Annotated in this window: 15 protein-coding genes; 3 read left to right on the top strand and 12 right to left on the bottom strand. The window is 45.4% G+C overall.

The features are described 5' to 3' along the window. Window positions 1-110 precede the first annotated feature (110 nt). On the bottom strand, window positions 111-1025 hold the full coding sequence (locus OA79_RS09320; RefSeq protein WP_063332958.1) for a DMT family transporter: 915 nt from the start codon (window positions 1023-1025) through the stop codon (window positions 111-113). A gap of 123 nt (window positions 1026-1148) precedes the next feature. Here OA79_RS09320 and OA79_RS09315 point away from each other — a divergent pair, with 123 nt between their 5' ends. The 3 genes from OA79_RS09315 to OA79_RS09305 all read left to right on the top strand — a co-directional run bounded on the left by OA79_RS09315 (window position 1149) and on the right by OA79_RS09305 (window position 3726). After that, window positions 1149-2006, top strand: a complete 858-nt coding sequence (locus tag OA79_RS09315; RefSeq protein ID WP_063332957.1) for a LysR substrate-binding domain-containing protein — start codon at window positions 1149-1151, stop codon at window positions 2004-2006. Between the two features lie 163 nt (window positions 2007-2169). Further along, window positions 2170-2727 (top strand): HdeD family acid-resistance protein, encoded by a 558-nt coding sequence (locus tag OA79_RS09310; protein ID WP_063332956.1) that lies wholly within the window; start codon window positions 2170-2172, stop codon window positions 2725-2727. Window positions 2728-2970: 243 nt separating this feature from the next. After that, complete coding sequence (locus OA79_RS09305) at window positions 2971-3726, top strand: 5'-nucleotidase, lipoprotein e(P4) family (protein ID WP_063332955.1); 756 nt, start codon at window positions 2971-2973, stop codon at window positions 3724-3726. A 51-nt stretch (window positions 3727-3777) separates the two neighbouring features. Here OA79_RS09305 and OA79_RS09300 read toward each other — a convergent pair whose 3' ends face one another. The 11 genes from OA79_RS09300 to OA79_RS09250 form a co-directional block, all read right to left on the bottom strand. After that, entirely contained in the window at window positions 3778-4059 is a 282-nt protein-coding gene (locus OA79_RS09300) for a helix-turn-helix domain-containing protein (protein WP_063332954.1), read from the bottom strand. After that, window positions 4052-5734: a KAP family P-loop NTPase fold protein gene (locus OA79_RS09295; RefSeq protein ID WP_063332953.1), complete on the bottom strand. Its 1683-nt coding sequence runs from the start codon at window positions 5732-5734 to the stop codon at window positions 4052-4054. The genes OA79_RS09300 and OA79_RS09295 overlap by 8 nt, the downstream gene beginning before the upstream one ends. A 338-nt stretch (window positions 5735-6072) precedes the next feature. Then, window positions 6073-7620 (bottom strand): alkyl hydroperoxide reductase subunit F, encoded by a 1548-nt coding sequence (gene ahpF / locus OA79_RS09290; protein ID WP_063332952.1) that lies wholly within the window; start codon window positions 7618-7620, stop codon window positions 6073-6075. A gap of 175 nt (window positions 7621-7795) precedes the next feature. Next, the gene (gene ahpC, locus OA79_RS09285; protein ID WP_063332951.1) at window positions 7796-8353 is read right to left on the bottom strand and encodes an alkyl hydroperoxide reductase subunit C; all 558 of its coding nucleotides are present in this window, start codon (window positions 8351-8353) and stop codon (window positions 7796-7798) included. Window positions 8354-8435: 82 nt separating this feature from the next. Then, window positions 8436-9539: a response regulator gene (locus tag OA79_RS09280; RefSeq protein ID WP_063332950.1), complete on the bottom strand. Its 1104-nt coding sequence runs from the start codon at window positions 9537-9539 to the stop codon at window positions 8436-8438. A gap of 11 nt (window positions 9540-9550) precedes the next feature. Then, window positions 9551-13399, bottom strand: coding sequence for a hybrid sensor histidine kinase/response regulator (locus OA79_RS09275; protein WP_063332949.1), 3849 nt, complete (start codon window positions 13397-13399; stop codon window positions 9551-9553). A gap of 246 nt (window positions 13400-13645) precedes the next feature. Next, the gene (locus OA79_RS09270; RefSeq protein ID WP_063332948.1) at window positions 13646-14569 is read right to left on the bottom strand and encodes a biotin-dependent carboxyltransferase family protein; all 924 of its coding nucleotides are present in this window, start codon (window positions 14567-14569) and stop codon (window positions 13646-13648) included. Continuing rightward, the gene (gene pxpB, locus OA79_RS09265) at window positions 14559-15272 is read right to left on the bottom strand and encodes a 5-oxoprolinase subunit PxpB (RefSeq protein ID WP_082825431.1); all 714 of its coding nucleotides are present in this window, start codon (window positions 15270-15272) and stop codon (window positions 14559-14561) included. Before pxpB ends, OA79_RS09270 begins: the two co-directional genes overlap by 11 nt. Then, window positions 15269-16027: a 5-oxoprolinase subunit PxpA gene (locus OA79_RS09260; protein WP_063332947.1), complete on the bottom strand. Its 759-nt coding sequence runs from the start codon at window positions 16025-16027 to the stop codon at window positions 15269-15271. Before OA79_RS09260 ends, pxpB begins: the two co-directional genes overlap by 4 nt. A 35-nt stretch (window positions 16028-16062) precedes the next feature. Next, window positions 16063-17370 carry a TRAP transporter large permease gene (locus OA79_RS09255; RefSeq protein WP_063332946.1) on the bottom strand — a complete coding sequence of 436 codons (1308 nt, stop codon included), beginning with the start codon at window positions 17368-17370 and terminating at the stop codon, window positions 16063-16065. Next, window positions 17370-17888, bottom strand: a complete 519-nt coding sequence (locus OA79_RS09250; protein WP_197465380.1) for a TRAP transporter small permease — start codon at window positions 17886-17888, stop codon at window positions 17370-17372. The genes OA79_RS09255 and OA79_RS09250 overlap by 1 nt, the downstream gene beginning before the upstream one ends. Between the last annotated feature and the right edge of the window lie 51 nt (window positions 17889-17939).

The raw sequence follows: 17939 nt of genomic DNA, 5'->3' as shown, positions 1-17939 counted from the left end.
TTTGCTAGGCTTTATCTAGTCAATAGCCATGGAATTGTAGGGGATGTTGGTATCCCCTTTCCGTTTTTATTACAGGTTGGCAATCTTCCTTCCTGCACCTTTTAAATGTATTAAACAATATATTTACGGCTAAATTTACGGCGTAGTAAATGGATTGGGGCATTCCCAACCAAGGTGCCTAGCAAAATACACGTCAAAGCAATGCTTAGCCCTATGGTCCAATTTTCTCCAAATAAGGGGACTGCTAAGGCACTAGCAAATACGGGTACTAATGCCATCAGACTGCCCATTCTGGTGGCGCCGATTAAGTGCACTGCTCGACCATAACACACCATTTGCACCGTCGTGGCCATCACTCCTTGATAAAATGCTTGTAGGCCAATCATTTCCCAAGAGGCTTGAGTGATCTGGTGTGGTAGAAAGAAGCCATAAATTGGGGTGAATAAACAAGTTGTCACCGCAATAATGCCGAGTGTCGCTTGCCATGGCGCAAATTCCCATCGGCGTAATAACACGGTAAAAATGCCCCAGAATATGCACGCAAGGATAAAGCTCACATCGCCAATCCAATAAGGGGCTCCGGTCATTAGGGTTTCTGATATGAGTGCGACAATGCCTAGGCTGCTGAGTAATATGCCAAACCAAGCGGCATTCCCATGGCGTTCATTTGCCAGAAAGTACGCAAATACGGCAATCATGATAGGCATTAGGCCAGGTAGCAATAATGCCGCATGGGTGGCGGGCGCATGGTCAAAACCATTGAATACGGACAACGCGTACGCGAGTCCACCAATGCAGCCTAATGCCAACATACGCCATTGAAAAATAGTATGACGATGTTGCCAAATGAAAGGGGAAAATAAGATAAATGCGGTACCGAACCGAACCATCATCATATCGGGTAATGCCAGTGCCGCTAGTGAACCCGCTTTCGAAACCAAGATAAAGCCCGTCCAAATTGCGACCGCGGTGAGTGCATAGCCAATGCCTGCAATCGATAAAGGGGGCGTGCGTGTGTTGCTCATGTGGATGCCTTATTTTGTTTATCTTTTAATCAGTCTAGACTATGTTATTGTTCATTAATAATGAATAATAAAGAAAATAACATTCACTTTAAGTGAATAGGATCTAATGAAAAGAGGTGTCGTGTGGAGATTTCAGATCTAATTGTGTTCAAAGCGGTGGTGGAGCATAAAGGGGTCACTCGTGCTGCTGAAGCACTGCATCGTGTGCCGTCTAACGTCACGGCGCGGCTGAAAAAATTGGAAGCGGAACTGAATGTGGGGTTATTCTTACGTGAACACAATCGTCTTTCTGTGACCTCTGCCGGTCTTAGATTGTTGGACTACACAGATAAAATACTACAGTTGCAAAAGCAAGCGATTGCCGAATTGACGCACCAAGAACCATCAGGGCTATTTCGTTTAGGCTCTATGGAAAGCAGTGCGGCGTCGCGTTTGCCGAGCTTATTAACGGATTACCACACGACTTACCCACAAGTTCAGATTGAGTTAATGACGGCTGCGTCCATGCCATTGGTCGAAAAAGTGTTGGATGGTGAGTTGGATCTTGCCATGGTGTCTGACCCTCCCGATGATCCGCGATTAATCTGCCATCCTTGCTATGAAGAAGAGTTGGTTTTAATCATGCCTGAGGCTTGGTCAGTCGTCGAAGAATTGCCCAATGTATTAACCATGGTGGGTTACAACAAGGGGTGCTCCTATCGTCATCGCTTGGAAAAATGGTTGAAACGACAAGCTCGTACTTGTGAGCGGGTAATTGAAATCCCCAGTCATTACACAATGCTTGGTTGTGTGATTGCAGGTATGGGCATTGGTATGGTGCCTAAGTCTTTACTCGCATTGCATAAAACGGATGGTTTAGCCTATCGTCATGTGGATGAAGATATTGCTAAAGCCACGACCTATTTAGTCGCACGTAAAGATAACCCCACCAGTGCCATTAGTGCCTTTGTTGTGCTGGCAACGAGCCAGAAAAAATCGTAACAAGGTGGTGTGTTAAAGGAAAACGATGAAAGCAAGTCTAAATTGATTCATAAAGTTTCAACTATTCCTGCATGGCCTCACATGGTCATCATCTAGGTGACTTGTTAGACTGAATTTTAGTCAACTTAATTCATTGATGTCTAAACGGAAGAAGGAATTTGTCATGTCAGTCGATTTTTATTCGCCAAGTGAACTGCTTAAGCAAGCGATTCAGAAACATCAAACCATGCTGAAAATCATCGCAGGTGTTTTTATAGTATTGGGCTTTTATGCTTTACTCGCGCCAACGACGTTTGCCTTAGGAATCGAAAAGATCCTAGGTTGGACATTGTTTATTGCCGCCGTGGCCAGCTTTGCTCATGCTTTTTTTATGCGTCAATGGCGCGGTTTTACCTATGATGTGGTGAGTGGACTCATCTTTGCCCTCATTGCCTTTATTCTGTTAACCAACCCTCTAAGCGGTGTGATCAGTTTAGGTTTAATCATGGCAATCATTTTTGGTGTGGATGGCGCGATTAAACTCATTCGCCTCTTCACAGGGAAGCTAACCGGCAGCTATCGCACCATGGTTGCGGTGTCGGCGATCTTATCTCTCGCCATTGCCTTACTTATGCTGTGGGATTTACCGAAAGCCGCCCCGATCTTTTTAAGCGTCATCGTCGGTGTTAATCTGATCATCAACGGTTTTGGTCTATTGGCATTAGTGAGAGCGTATCGTTAAATAACTTGCTAATTAGTATAAAAGCGCGGCGTTTCAAGCTGTAGGCCGCTGCTTTTATTTCAAGTTTCCATCAACTGATTATCCAATCTATCTATTTGTTATTGTCGATTCATTAGTAGTATTTAGCAATCGCGATGAAACGGTGAAGAATTGATTAAAAATGTTTGAGCTGTAATTAAATTGGCGTTTAATAAAAAACATGTCATTTTATGTCGCCTTAAACATCAAGGAGATATTCGTTTTATGAAAAAAATCATTACTTCTTTACTCGTTGCGTTACCTTTATTGAGCAGTGCTGTACTTGCAGCGGATCAAGACAATGTCTGTAAGCCAAAGGAATACAATATGGCACTGCGTTATCAGCAACAGTCTGCTGAAGTGATGGCGTTGCAGTTGCAAGCGTATCAGTTTGCGACGCAGCGTTTTATACAGATTTTAGCGAATCATCATTCTGATAAAAAACCGGCTGTGGTGTTGGATTTGGATGAAACTGTGATAGATAACACGCCATTATTAGTTCGTGATGTAAATAATTGCCACGATTACACGTCTTGGGATACTTGGAGCGATTGGGAGAAAAAAGGCGAACCGACCTTGATTCCAGGTGCAAAAGATTTTATCGATTTTGTCACGCAGCAAGGCGTGAAAATCTATTATATCTCGGATCGTTTCCAAGAGAACAAAGCCGACACACTTAAGACACTGAAAAAGCTGAATGTTGCTCAAGTAAGCAGTGACAATGTGTTGCTTTATACCGAGTCGAAAGAGTCTCGCCGTGAGATTGCCCGTAAAAACCACGATATTATTATGTTAATTGGTGACAGCCTGCATGATTTTGCTGCTGAATTTAAAAACAAAGAATCGACAGAGTATCAGCGCGGTCTAGTTGCCAAAGAAGCGGCGCATTTTGGTAACGACTGGATCGTTATGCCAAATGCTTCGTACGGTTCTTGGTCTAAATCAACGCTAAAAGCGTGGGATGAAAAAGCCGCAAAATAACGCTGAATAGAACATAAACAGCCAATACGAATTAAGGTTTGTATTGGCTTTTTAGATAAGCTCTAATTTTAACTTTTTACCTAACGCTTTCGCGGCGTTATCCAATGTATGAAGCGTGACAGATGTATTGTTTGGGTCAAGAAGTCTATCTAGTCCAGAACGGCTCGTTTTCATCAACTTCGCCATTTTAGTTTTGGATAAATGTTCGTGTTCAATCTTCTGTTGAATCTGCCAAGCTACCACTCGTTTTATAGCAACAGCGTTGGTTTCAGCTAAGATACCTTCCTCTCCTAAGAAGTCATCAAAGGAAGGTCCAATGTGTTTGTTAGTCATGTTTTGTGTCCTCTTCAATCAGGTCTAACGCGGAAGCCAATTCGACGTAATCTCTGTATTTTTCTATTGAGACCTGATCAAATTTGTCTTTGTAATAATGAGCTTGTAGCCATAATAATCCACTGTTAGTTAATGGCTTATTCTCTTTACGCGGTTGGTTGTAATTGGAACGTAGTTCTTCCTGTATGCGCTCGAACGGGGTTTGTGTATCTGCTTCCCTATTCAGATCAAGAAATCCTAAGAAGTTGTTTTGGCTACCACAGTGAGAGCTAAATAGCTTTTTTAGATAATCATTGAATGACGTTTCATAAAGACCTGCTGGATAGTGAGTGCAAGTAGGTTTGTATGGATTTTTAAAAGCGTTTGAATCTTCACTAGGGTTGATTTGTATTTTTAAGATGCCATTGTTTTGTTCAAACCGCTCACTTAAATATCCAGAGAGAAAAATGTCTTTTCCCCCCTTACTTTTATATTCAAAACGCCCCGCAACAATGTCTTGAAATCGCTTATGGTCTTCTTCGTTTAGACATAGCAAGGTTGTCAGCATCAAAATATCAATTTTAGAGCCATTTGGCATATTGGAAATGGTTGCCACAACTCGATCGGCAATCTGAATGGCGGTTCTAGGTGGCATTTTAAACGCACCTAGAATCATGGAAATATTACTGAGCGTGACCTTTGCATTTTCGTTTGGGGGAAGAATTTGAATCCCTGCGTTTGCTAGATACTCGCCCGATAATTTGCTGATGTCAGTATGTACTTCCAAAAAACTTTTTAGGTCTGGCGCTTTAAGACTAAAGCGGCTGTTAAAGAAACGACCAAGGTAAAGACGAGCATCGAAGCCTTCGCCATAAATGGCTTTGACTGCATGTTGAAGTTGCTCGGTATCTGTGGCGACGACAAAGACAATGCCTTTGATATCAAAAATGTGCTTGATGGTTTCGAGCATTTCCACTGCATAGTTAGGGCGACAACGATCTAATTCATCAATAAAAATAAAAGCAGGATATGTCAGTTCTTGTGTTTCAGTAACCGTTTTAACCCAATTTGCCACATGAATTTTTAAGTCATTAATAGCTTTCTTTTTGCCATCATGCTCATCAATAAGTTGCTTCACCATTGTTGAAGCCAGGTCCCCCATGTCTATTAGGTTGCCATTCTCATCTTTAACTTTTTCTAACTCTGATTCATCGTTCGCCTGCATTAGTGCGGCAAGATCGATGTCTAAATAACGCTTTGCCACACTTTTTGCGAAGCCCGGCAAAGCTGCTTTTAGAAGTCCTAAGGCTTTTTTCGGAAGTTGAAATTTTGGACTGTTTTCAGGCATCTTTGCCTGATCTCTAAGCTGCTTGATAATGGAAGAAACTGCCGTCATCAACGGATCGTCAGAGTAGTCTTGTTGCCATGCGTCGATATAAACAACAGGGAAATGCGCTTTTAGATCGTGCGACCAGCGTTTAAGGAAGTAGGTTTTGCCCGAACCCCATTCGGAATTGAGGTTCAGTACATAATTACGCTTTTCATCGTTTGGTTCTCTTGTTGTGTCGTAACCTTGTCCAACCAGAAATTGCGTCAAGAACTCGGCGTATTTGGCGCGGTTTAATGTATCTCGAGGGAATGATTCTTCTTCGATGACATCTTTATTAGACCAATCGAGAGCGATTTTTTCTGGCATTGGGATGTATCCTTACATAAATCAATATGCTGGCATTATTTTAGACTGTATTAAATAGTCACTTAGGCAATGTATTTATTTAGCCTATTCATTTATATGGTTAACTGCAATTTAATTAAGAATTCTCGTTATTAATTGAAGAGAAACAAACTCCCGTCGAGCGGCTTTACGCGCTTGCGCGTGGAGCGAGGCTGGTGGTTTGTTTCTATCTTGTCGGTATCGTTTTGAAATGAAAAAAACGCCCTTTGCGAAGTGCAAAGGGCGTATCAAGGTCTGAATGAGTAGCGGCTGAATTGAAAGAAGGGGTCTTCAATTCAGCGTATATCTTACCTAATCGGCTATTGGCGGATTAGGTAATCAAATGCACCGAGGGCAGCCGTTGCACCTGAACCCATTGAGATGATGATTTGTTTGTATGGTGCGGTGGTCACATCACCCGCGGCAAAGACGCCCGGTAATGAGGTTTCTCCGTGTCCGTTCACCACAATTTCGCCTCGGTTGGTCAGTTCCAGTGTGTCTTTTAGGAACTCACTGTTTGGTACCAAGCCGATTTGTACAAAGATACCCGCCACATCCACTAGGTGCGCTTCGTCCGTCTTGCGATCTGTGTATTTTAGACCGATCACGCGTTCGCCATCGCCCAACACTTCTGTCGTCATGGCATTTTTGATGATGGTCACGTTAGCAAGCGACTCGGCTTTTTTGACCAGTACATCGTCGGCGCGAAGTGTGTCACCAAACTCCAGAACAGTAACGTGCTGAACGATGCCCGCAAGGTCAATGGCCGCTTCGATACCCGAGTTACCACCACCAATGACGGCCGTTTTCTTACCTTTGAACAGTGGACCATCACAGTGCGGGCAGTAGGCTACGCCTTTACCTCGGTATTCTTGTTCGCCAGGGACGTTCATTTCTCTCCAACGAGCGCCAGTGGCTAAAACCACTGTTTTACTCTTAAGAACGGCACCGTTTTCCAATTCGACTTCGACAAATTCTTTCTTTTCTAAGCGAACTGCTTTTTGTGTCTTCATTAAGTCAACATCGTAATCCAGTACGTGCTGCTCTAAGCCGGCGACCAATTTAGGGCCGTCTGTGGCTTTGACGGAAATAAAGTTTTCAATGGCCATGGTGTCAGCGACTTGACCACCAAAACGTTCTGCGACGATGCCGGTACGAATGCCTTTACGAGCAGAGTAAATGGCGGCGGCTGCGCCAGCTGGCCCACCACCAACGACTAAGACGTCATACGCTTCTTTTTCGGATAATGCGGCCGCTTGTTTATCGGAAGCACCCGTGTCGACTTTGTTCAATATTTCGTCCAGCATCATACGACCTTGACCAAAGTGCTCACCATTTAGGTAAACAGAAGGGACGGCCATGATGTTGCGGTCGTCTACTTCGCTTTGGAAAAGTGCGCCGTCGATCATCGTCGCGGTCACTTTCGGATTCAGTACGGCCATTAGGTTAACGGCTTGTACGACGTCTGGGCAATTATGGCAAGAGAGGGAAATGTACACCTCGAAGTTGAGCTCACTGTCCAAACCTTTAATTTGTTCTAGGGTGTCCTGTGCGGCTTTCGATGGGTGACCACCGGCTTGCAAAAGCGCTAGCACAAGAGAGGTAAATTCGTGTCCCATTGGTATACCTGCAAAGCGAACGCGAGGTGCTTCACCTTTTGGGCCAATGGCCATTTGTGGTGCACGACCACTTGGGTTCTCATCAATGGTTACGCCAATTTTGGCGGTGTTTAGTGATTCGATATCTTGTGCAAGGGCAATCAATTCGGCTGATTTATCGTTGCCATTAGTGGACACAGTAATCTCAATCGGATTAACGATATTTTGAAGGTAGGTGCCCAATTGTTGTTTCATATTTGCGTCTAACATAGTGTCTAATCCGTTTTAAATTGAGAATTACCATAAATTTCGGGCGAAAAAAGTCATGCCTAGCAAGCGTGGCTTGAGGATGGAGTACCGAAATTTGAGTTATTGAGGGCTGTTATCCAAGATCTGGCGAAAGCCCGAAGTTGGGTGCGGCGCACCCAACTGCAGGGAAGTCGTCTTAGATTTTGCCGACTAGGTCTAGAGAAGGAGCCAATGTTGCTTCGCCTTCTTTCCATTTTGCTGGGCAAACTTCGCCTGGGTGAGCGGCAACGTATTGTGCTGCTTTCACTTTGCGTAGTAGGTCTTCCGCGTCACGGCCGATGCCTTCTGCTGTGATTTCCATGGCTTGGATTGTGCCTTCTGGATCGATTAGGAAAGTAGCTCGGTCAGCAAGGCCTTGGCCTTCACGCATTACGTTGAAGTTGTTAGTGATGTTGCCAGTTTGGTCGCCAACCATGTAGTAGTTGATTTTACCGATGGTGTCAGAGCTGTCGTGCCACGCTTTGTGAGTGAAGTGTGTGTCTGTAGAAACAGAGAATACTTCAACGCCACGAGATTGTAGCTCTTCGTATTTGTCTGCAACATCGCCAAGTTCCGTTGGGCATACGAAAGTGAAGTCAGCAGGGTAGAAGAAGAACACGGCCCATTTGCCTAGTACATCTTTTTCAGAAATTTCGACGAATTCGCCGTTTTTAAAAGCCGTTGCGTTAAATGGTTTGATTTGAGTGTTGATCATTTGTGTGTCTCCTAATAAGTGTTTGCGTTACCAACAGGACACATATTAGAAGACCTTCGATAATTAATAAAATTGTTATTATTTAGTATGCTAATTTAAAAAAGCTATCGTCAAGTAGGTTCGATGGTTCGTCAGGATATAACGCTCGAATGTCGACAATTTGTGGCATCAGCTTGATGGCCAGATCTGCCAAGTCGGGATCGAAGTGTTTGCCTTTTTGTTCAACTAGATAGTCGATGGTTTGCTCGACGCTCCACGGCTCTTTATACGGTCGCTTGGACATCAAGGCATCAATCACATCCGCGACTGCCACGATGCGTCCTTCTAATGGGATTTGATCCGCCATTAAACTGTTTGGGTAGCCACTGCCATCCCACTTTTCATGATGGGTTAAAGACACCACACTGGCCATGAACAACAATGGGTCGTCGTCAGACTCAAGAATCTGTGCACCGATAAGAGGGTGTTTTTTCATCTCATTCCACTCTTCTGGGGTCAGTTTACCGGGTTTGCGCAGAATGTGATCAGACACCCCTATTTTACCAACATCATGCATAGGTGCGGCTTGAAAAATGCGCTCTACCCAAGCTTGATCGCTGACGGTATGTTCGGCCAATAAGCGCGTGATGAGGCTCATTCTGATGACATGAGCACCGGTTTCATTGTCCTTGTATTCAACGGCTTTACCAAGATGTTGAATGATGCGCAGTTTACTGTCTTGTAAGGCCTTGGTTCGTTCTTGTACCTGGTTGAATAACTGACGATTTTGATTGAATAGCGCCAAATGGGTACGCACACGAGCACGAACCAAGCTGGGAGTAAAAGGTTTGGTAATGTAGTCCACCGCGCCTAGGTCAAAGCCGTACTCTTCATCCCCTATTTCATGTTTGGCGGTCACGAAAATCACCGGAATGTGCGCGGTTGTCGGATCCGCTTTTAAACGTTTACATACTTCGTAACCGTCCATTTCAGGCATCATAACGTCGAGTAAAATCAGGTCTGGTTTTGGCAGGCGCTTGTCTTGAGTGATGGCCAATGCTCGTTCACCGTTGAGAGCGACCTTCAATTGATAGTCGTCACGCAGGGACGCGGCCAACAGATCGATGTTTTCCGGTGTATCGTCGACCAGCAAGATGGTCGCTTGCGGGGTGTCATCGGCGGGATAAAGGTTGCTGATGTTGGTCATAATTAAACTCGCTAAGATTGAATCTTTTTGTCTAAGTTGTCGATGCAAGCTAAGGCACTATCAAAGTCATAATAGGCTAGGGCATCACAAATCAGTTTGAATAAAGTTTTTTCATCGTCCTTGTTGAAGTAAGGGGCAAGCTGCTGCGCAAGGTCTTGCGCTTGGATTGAATTTTGCTCCAAGTAATGGCGTAACTCGCTCAATTGTTTGTGTTTTTCCTCAGCACTCAAGGATTTTTCTTCACCTTGAACGTTGCTGTTCTTCGGCAATTTGGACTGCCATAGCATTAAACCATTCAGGATGCTTTCGAGCTCAAATGCCAGTTCGGCTTTGACGTTTTGTTGTGAACAATCTGTCTCCAGCTCAGCGGCCATCTTGCTCAGATTGGTCATTCCCAATGTGGCGGCAATCGATTTCAAGGTATGGTTTAAACGCTTGGCGTCAGCCCATTCTTGTTGTGCCAAATGTTGTTCAAATTCCATGATGAAGGTTTGGTACTTCTCAAGGAAACGGGTCAGCATTTTGCAATAGAGTGCTTGGCTATGAGTATGCTTCAGCCCTTGTTTGATATTGATGTTAGGCAAATGTGGCAGAGCCAAATTGGGTGGTAGGACTGAGTCATCATCCACAGCCGAATCGGCTTGAGTGTGGTGTGTTAGTGGCTCAGTCTCAGGTAACCATTTGGCTAGCGTCGAAAACATATTATGAATGTTAATAGGCTTGGAAATATGGTCATTCATGCCCGCTTCTATGGCTCTTTGAATGTCATGAGTTAACACATTGGCGGTCAGGGCAATGATTGGCAAACGGTCATGTTTTGCTTGTTGACGAATGGCGCGAGTGGCTTGATAGCCATCCATGACGGGCATCTGGCAATCCATTAGGACGAGATCGAAAGTGTTGCTTTCAATGAGCTCTAGCGCTTCTTGGCCATTCATCGCCACACTGAGTTCGACTTTTTGTTGGTTGAGTAATTCTTCGGCTAATTCTCGATTAATCTCGTTGTCTTCTACTAAGAGAATACGTGCACCTTCTAGATTCGAGTAGTGTGTTGGTGGCTCGTCCCTGTCTACCTGCTGAATGATGACGGTTTGATCCAAACGATGAGACGACATGATGGCATCAAACAGACTAGATAAAGTGACTGGCTTGGTTAAGTAGCCGGCGATGTTTAAATCATTGGCTGCTTGTCTAACGGTCGCTAAGCTGTGTGCGGTGACCATGATCATAGTCGGTAGCGTTTTGTCCGACTGATTTAGAATGTGGCGACAGGTTTCGATGCCATCCATTTCGGGCATTTGCCAATCGACCAAAATCAGTTGGTATTCGCTGCCTTCAGATTGGGCTCGTTGAACTCGCTCAAGCGCTTGAAAGCCATCTTTTGCTGAATCACAGCAAAGTCCTAAGGCTTTGACGTTTGAGCTGAGTATTTCTCTTGCCGCATCATTGTCGTCCACCACCAACACGCGTTGAATGCTGGGCATGTGTGTCACATCGCTCTGCTGTTTTATGGCGTCTGAGGTGGTCAGCTGAATGGTAAAGTGAAACGTACTGCCTTGATCTTCTTTGCTTTCTACCCAAATTTCACCACCCATGAGTTCGGACAATTGCTTTGAAATTGCGAGCCCCAGTCCGGTTCCACCAAAGCGTCGAGTCGTCGATGAGTCGGCTTGTGAGAAAGAGCGAAACAGATGTTTTTGACTCTCTTCACTGATGCCAATGCCAGTATCTTGAACAGAAAAATGCAATTCCATTTCTCGGTCATTGAGTATCTGATTGAGTCCTACGTGAATAATCACTTCGCCGCTGCTGGTGAATTTGACTGCATTATTGCCCAAATTAAGTAAAATTTGTCTGAGGCGTAAGGCATCACCAATAAAGTGGTTTGGCAGTTCTGGCGAAACGTTGAAGATGAGCTCAAGGCCTTTGTCTTCCACTTTTAAAGACAAAATGTTGGCCACATCGGATAGGACATCTTGCAGGTGGAAAGGGTGTTTTTCGATTTCGACTTTACCGGCTTCAATTTTCGAAAAGTCGAGGATGTCGTTAATGATGCCGAGTAGAGATTCCGCAGAACCCAGTACCTTTTGAATGTAATTTTGTGGTTTTTCCTCGAGACCCGTTTGTAATGCGAGATGGGACATACCAATGATGGAGTTCATTGGCGTACGAATTTCATGGCTCATATTGGCCAGAAAGTCACTTTTCGCTTGATTGGCTTTTTCGGCGACCTCTTTTGCTTGTTTTAGCTCAAAGGTTTGCTCTTCAATCTCCTGTTCCAATTGCTCTTTGTAAGACTCCAAAGAACGTTGGGTTTGTTGACGTTTGGTGATGTCTCGCCAAGTACAGATGATGGCTTTTTGATCCTGATACGTCACGGATAGCAAGGTCATGTCGGCGTATATCGGCTGGGCATTATCGCCTCTAAATAGCCACTCTGTCTGCGCTTGCCCTGTCGCTTTAACCGTATTAATCAGTGTCTCAACTTCCCCTGATGAATGCTTTCCATTGGCTTGGAATGTCGGTGTGAGATAAAGGAGCGAGTGCTGTTTAAGGTCGCTAAATATATGGCTCAGTTTGAGCTTGGCGGCTTCATTTATTTCTACTATTTGCTCATTCACCATAATCCAAGCAGGATCTGGAGAGGATTCAAACATAGAACGAAAACGATCTTCACTCTCAATGATGTGTTTAAGTTGACGGGATAGCTTTCTCGAGATCGCCCAAGCGAGTAAAAGGGTGATGAAAATAGTACCAGCGCTGATGAGGGTGGATTTTAGACTGACGGTTTGAAGTTCGTCCCCGATCTGCTTTTCAAATAAGTGCGATTCTTTTTGTACCAAAATGTTGATCTGGTCTAAATAGGATTCGATGGGGAAGAAAGTATTGTCTAATGCTTGACCTAGCACCTTGGCTTCATTTTCTAAGGCAATGTTTTTTCTAAGGTCACTAAGCAAAGCGGCGGTTGGCTGAGCGCTGTCTTGACCTTGCTCTGATCGCGGTTCTTGATTGTTATAAAGGATGTTTGTTAGGTCCCTAATTTGACGATCGATGCTGGTTGCGTAAGCAGGGTAAACGGAACGAATAACCTCAACCGCCTCTTCCAACAGCACAATAGAAGGCGTCAAGCTGTTGTTAATTAGGTCGTTTAGTTCGTTGATATTGTTAATGTAAAACAGAGAAAACAAGGCCGTATCAAGTGCCACAACGTCTTCAATGATCGTCGTTAAAGCGGTATCTAAATGGGTGTCTCTCAAACTGATATAGTATTCAAGCAGGTTGGACGGACTGTTCTCTTGTTGTTGATTGTATTCGTACAGGGTGCGATTTTCCTGTTGGCGGTAGCGACTATTTAGGGCGTTCGCCAAACTACGCAGTGCTTCGACTTTTAATTGTGATTGTTCAATACGTCGGTTTAATGCGGACTGGGCAACAAACTCTGCTTTGCGTTCATGCCAGTCTTCTACGCGATTAAAAATACTCTCGATTGCCATGCCTTGCTGCTTTAGACGATCTGCTAAAGCCAACAGCTCTATTTGTTGTCCAGAGCTGTTTTGTAAGTCTGTGGCGGCTTGTTGATATTGGGTAAGCCAAGCCTCAGGATTTAGCTCGTGGTTGTGGTCACTTTCTGTTAAATGCTGGTGCATGGCATTATGTTGAGCTGGGACGATTTCACTCAGCTTAGCGGTATTACGTAACATGGCATTTTGTTGTTCAGCCAGCTGTTGCTGTTGGATGCGAAGATTGTGAATTGTATTGGCTAAGATGGCCGCACCAATGAGAGTGGCAAACAACACCACACCTGCCATTACCCAGACAAGTAGAGAAGTCGTATTGTTGAAGTGCTTAACTGTTCGCATGATATCCCAGCTTTAAAATCGTTTTTGAATGTGAAGCAGATGGGATTTGATCATCAAAAGTCCATTTTAAACGATACGAGCCACGTACGTATCACCATTCTGCTTTTTTACTCTTTAAGCTTACTGGATATGCAGGTAAAACACAGACACTGATGTGTCATGATGTGTAAGAATGGCTATCGGATTGTTGCGCTCTTTTACTACCGTGATACAGAATGTAAAAGAGCGCGAGAGGATGACATTTGGTTAACGCCACTGCTGCAAACGGGCCATTTGCAAATGTCTTTCGTGCTCGGCTTGATCGACTGTGATGGGGGTGAATTGAATGGCATCACCGGGTTTTTTCTGTGCCAGCAAAGCACCGCCAAAGCGAGTCACACAGCCCATTTTAGGGTAACCACCAATGGTTTGTCGGTCGCGTAATAACACGATAGGTTGACCGTCTTTGGGGATCTGTACTGAACCATACGCAATGCCTTCTGAAATGATGCCTTTTGCATCACCTTGAATAGCATTTCCTGCCAAACGATAGCCCATACGATCACTGTTTTGTGAGACTTTGTAATCGCTGGAGAAAAAATGCGCCCGTTGTAAATCCGAAAAACTACGATACTGATAACCCAATACCAGTGGAATGTCGGATTGACTGTAATCAGGAATGGCAGCGCGAGGTACGGATCGTTGCTGGTGCTGATCATGGCGATGGTATGGCAGGATATCGTCTTTTTGTAATTTATCGCCTTTGCCGGTTAAACCGCCAATTTTTTCGCGCATCACAGTGGCGACACTGCCAAGGGTGAGTTCACATTGAAACCCCCCTTTCACCGCCAGATAAGCCCGTAATCCCCAAACGGGCTGCTGAAAGTTCAATACATCGCCTGTTTTTACCGCGTAAGTTTGCCACGGCGTCAGGCTTTTACCATTCAATGTGGCGTCTAAGTCAGCCCCTGTTAACGCCACACTGGTATTGGCTTGGGCTTCTAGAGACAGCATGCCAAAGGTGATTTCCAGTTGTTGGGCATTATCCTCATTGTCTAATAAAGCATTGGCCCAACGAAAAGCCAGTTCATCCATGGGGCCGCCAGTGGTGACCCCAATCGCCTGATGACCATGGCGGCCTAAGTCTTGTAGTAAGGCAAGCATGCCTGGTTTGATTACTTTAAAAGCCATCCAGATTGCCTCCTTGAGCTAAAAAGTCTTGTCGAGAAATGGCTTCAAACCGAACCTTATCGCCCATGGCAATCAGGGCCAAATTTTCGCTCCCCCAATCGACTAATTTAATTGGGGTGCGGCCTATGATTTGCCAGCCACCTGGGGTAACGCTGGGGTAGACGGCGGTTTGGTTTTCAGCAATGGCGACACTGCCAATCGGCACTTTTAAACGTGGCGTGGTTTTACGACCTATGTGAAGTTGTGCTGGCGTATTGCCTAAAAACGCAAACCCTGGGGTAAAGCCAATGGCATAGGCGCGATACAAATTGGCACAGTGTTGTTCAATGACGTCATTGGTCGATAGGCCACAGTGTGCCGCGACCTCGTCTAAATCCGGGCCCACTTCGGCACCGTAATACACGGGAATGACAATCTCACGTACATCGGCTTGCAAGGCGTCCTTGGGATCTAGCTGGAGTATTAACTGGCGTATGGCTTTGCAAATGGCAAAACGGTCAAAATGATCGCCATCAAACACCACTAATAAGGTGGTGTAAGACGGCACTAAATCAATGATGCCTGGCAGAGTCGTTAGCTGGTGACTGACTTGCGCAATGCGATCCGAAATGGCCTCACTGATGGTCTGACTAAAGGTCAGTAAACAGGCATTGTCACTGACCATATCCATGTCGGGTAACAAGGGGGATACAGCTTGGCTCATGGTGTTGTCGCGTTATCTTGATTAGTAACATCGACCAGTTGGCGAATGCGTTTGACCGCATCTACTGCATGGTCCCCGTCGCCATGTACACAAATGGTGTCGGCATGAATGGCCAACTTTTGTCCAGATGCTGTGGTTAAGGTCCCCGTCTCACACAGTTGTACAACCTGTTGCTCAATCAGTTCAAAGCTGGCGTGTACGGCATTAGGCTGTTTGCGTGGTGTGAGTCGGCCTTCGTCTGTGTATAAACGATCCGCAAAAGCTTCAAACCAGACAGTTAAACCGTATTTTTGAGCCAGTTTTTTGACCTGTTCCGCTTCCGGCACTGCCATCACCATGAGGGTCAGAGACGCGTCCAGTTCACTTACGGCTTGCATCACGGTCTCTAAAATCGCAAAGTCTGCCATCATCTGGTTGTACAAAGCACCATGAGGTTTTACATAGCTCAGCTTGGTATTGTGAGCTTGGCAAATGCCCAGTAAAGCACCGATTTGATATTGAATCAGCGCCTTTAGTTCTACAGGGGCTATGTCCATGTTGCGACGCCCGAAACCTACCAAATCTGGATAGGCTGGATGAGCACCTATGGTCACACCATGTTGCTTGGCTAACGCGACCGTTTTGCTCATGGTTAGTGGGTCTGAGGCATGAAAACCACAGGCCACATTGGCTTGATCAACAAAGGGCATAATTTGTACATCTTCGCCCATTTTCCAAGTTCCGAAGGCTTCGCCCATATCGCAATTCAATTTCATTTTAATGCATCCTTAAATCCGCTACTGCGAGCCCATTAGTTTTGTGACATGGTCGCTGGTAGATAGGTAACAATTTCTGGAAACACACTGATTAAGGCAATCGCCACACCAATCAAGAGGAAGAAAGGCAAAGCCGCTTTGGCGACATACAGAATGTTTTTCCCCGTTAAGGCTTGTATGACAAACAGGTTGAAACCAACCGGAGGGGTAATTTGGGACATTTCCACCACGAGTACAATGAAGATACCAAACCAAAGTAAGTCAATATGGGCCGCTTCTACCATTGGCATAATCACGGCCACGGTCAGTACCACCACGGAAATACCATCAAGGAAGCAGCCCAATACCACGAACAATACCGTGAGGTAGAGGATGAGTTCCATCGGTGACAAGGACAGACCCCCGATCCACAGTGCTAAGGCTTTTGGAATGCCTAAAAAGCCCATGGCGAGGGTTAAAAAGTGTGCCCCCACCAAGATGAAGCCAATCATACAAGAGCTTTTTACCGCGCCAAGTAGGCTGTCGATAAAGCTGTTGCGACTTAATGACCCTGTCATGGCGGCGAGAACCAATGCCCCCGTCACGCCCAATGCAGCAGCTTCGGTAGGTGTGGTGATGCCGCCATAAATAGAGCCCAATACAAAGCCAATTAGACCCACCACAGGTATGAGTTTACGCAGTGCTTTGATGCGCATTGGCCAACTGGTGTCATGCTGGTTGTTTTGTGGCAGTTCATCTTTGTGCAGATACCCCCAGATCATGGTAAAGCCCATGAACAAACTGACCAGTAATAGGCCCGGCAGAGCTCCCGCGATGAACAAGCGTGCAATGGACACTTCTGCGGCCACACCATAAACAATCAAAATGATGGATGGCGGGATTAATAGACCTAATGTACCAGACCCCGCTAAGGTGCCAATCGCCATGCGTTCGCTGTAACCTTGTTTACGCAACTCAGGCAACGTCATACGGCCTATGGTGGCCGCCGTGGCCGCAGAAGACCCAGACACCGCCGCGAAAATACCACAGCTTAGAATATTGACGTGCAATAGCTTGCCCGGCACGCCGTTTAACCAAGGCGATAAGCCTTTAAATAAATCTTCCGACAAACGGGTACGAAACAGCACTTCGCCCATCCAAATAAATAACGGCAACGCCGTGAGTGACCAAGCGGTACTGGCCCCCCAGCTGGAGGTGGCAAACAACAGATTTACTTGGTAATTCTCGGACAAAATCAGTCCTAGACCGCCAATGGTGATCAAGGTGAAAGACACCCAAACCCCAAGAGACAATAGGGCCAACAGAGCAAACGCTAATAGGATAGCAATCCACATTAAATCCATTAGATTTCCTCCAATTCTAGGGCACTTTCGTGTTCACTGTAGTCCGGTTTTTTGCCTTTCAAAAGACTGATTAAGGCATCCAATACCGCTAGATTTAGAGCGATGACGCCCACAGCAACCGGAATTTGAGGAATCCATAATGGCACTGGGATGTAGCCGTAAGAGACTTCATCGTAGACATAAGACTCGTACACCATATAGGCACACGAATAAGATAAGTAACTGATCAAGGCAAGTGATAAAGCGAGAATAGCGCCTTCTTGCCATTTACGTGAGACAGGAGAGAAGCGCTGAATCACTAGGGTCACACGAATATGACCGCCCTCTCTAAAGGTGTAGGCCAAACCCAGAAAGGTCGAGGCGGCTAAAGCATAACCGGCAAAATCTTCCGCAGACGGCACAATGAAACCGAATAAACGTCCGACGATTTGTGCCAGCAGCAATAAGGTAATGAGGAGGATACAAAACCCAGCCAGCAAGCCGGAACAGAGATACAATTTTTCTTTTATTTGTTTCATAGTGTTCACTTTTGATAGAAAAGTCACCGTCTAGCCTACTGACATGGGGGC

The organism is Marinomonas sp. TW1 (genome assembly GCF_001625355.1).
Lineage (GTDB): Bacteria > Pseudomonadota > Gammaproteobacteria > Pseudomonadales > Marinomonadaceae > Marinomonas.
The sequence above is the reverse complement of the archived record's forward strand: the minus strand, read 5'-3'. Positions and strand labels throughout refer to the sequence as shown.

Coding starts and splice junctions, on each gene's coding strand:
- OA79_RS09275 (WP_063332949.1), bottom strand. CDS start 13,399: ATGCGAACAGTTAAGCACTTCAACAATACGACTTCTCTACTTGTCTGG.
- pxpB (WP_082825431.1), bottom strand. CDS start 15,272: ATGAGCCAAGCTGTATCCCCCTTGTTACCCGACATGGATATGGTCAGT.
- ahpC (WP_063332951.1), bottom strand. CDS start 8,353: ATGATCAACACTCAAATCAAACCATTTAACGCAACGGCTTTTAAAAAC.
- OA79_RS09250 (WP_197465380.1), bottom strand. CDS start 17,888: ATGAAACAAATAAAAGAAAAATTGTATCTCTGTTCCGGCTTGCTGGCT.
- OA79_RS09255 (WP_063332946.1), bottom strand. CDS start 17,370: ATGGATTTAATGTGGATTGCTATCCTATTAGCGTTTGCTCTGTTGGCC.
- OA79_RS09295 (WP_063332953.1), bottom strand. CDS start 5,734: ATGCCAGAAAAAATCGCTCTCGATTGGTCTAATAAAGATGTCATCGAA.
- OA79_RS09320 (WP_063332958.1), bottom strand. CDS start 1,025: ATGAGCAACACACGCACGCCCCCTTTATCGATTGCAGGCATTGGCTAT.
- OA79_RS09310 (WP_063332956.1), top strand. CDS start 2,170: ATGTCAGTCGATTTTTATTCGCCAAGTGAACTGCTTAAGCAAGCGATT.
- OA79_RS09300 (WP_063332954.1), bottom strand. CDS start 4,059: ATGACTAACAAACACATTGGACCTTCCTTTGATGACTTCTTAGGAGAG.
- OA79_RS09280 (WP_063332950.1), bottom strand. CDS start 9,539: ATGACCAACATCAGCAACCTTTATCCCGCCGATGACACCCCGCAAGCG.
- OA79_RS09260 (WP_063332947.1), bottom strand. CDS start 16,027: ATGAAATTGAATTGCGATATGGGCGAAGCCTTCGGAACTTGGAAAATG.
- OA79_RS09270 (WP_063332948.1), bottom strand. CDS start 14,569: ATGGCTTTTAAAGTAATCAAACCAGGCATGCTTGCCTTACTACAAGAC.
- ahpF (WP_063332952.1), bottom strand. CDS start 7,620: ATGTTAGACGCAAATATGAAACAACAATTGGGCACCTACCTTCAAAAT.
- OA79_RS09305 (WP_063332955.1), top strand. CDS start 2,971: ATGAAAAAAATCATTACTTCTTTACTCGTTGCGTTACCTTTATTGAGC.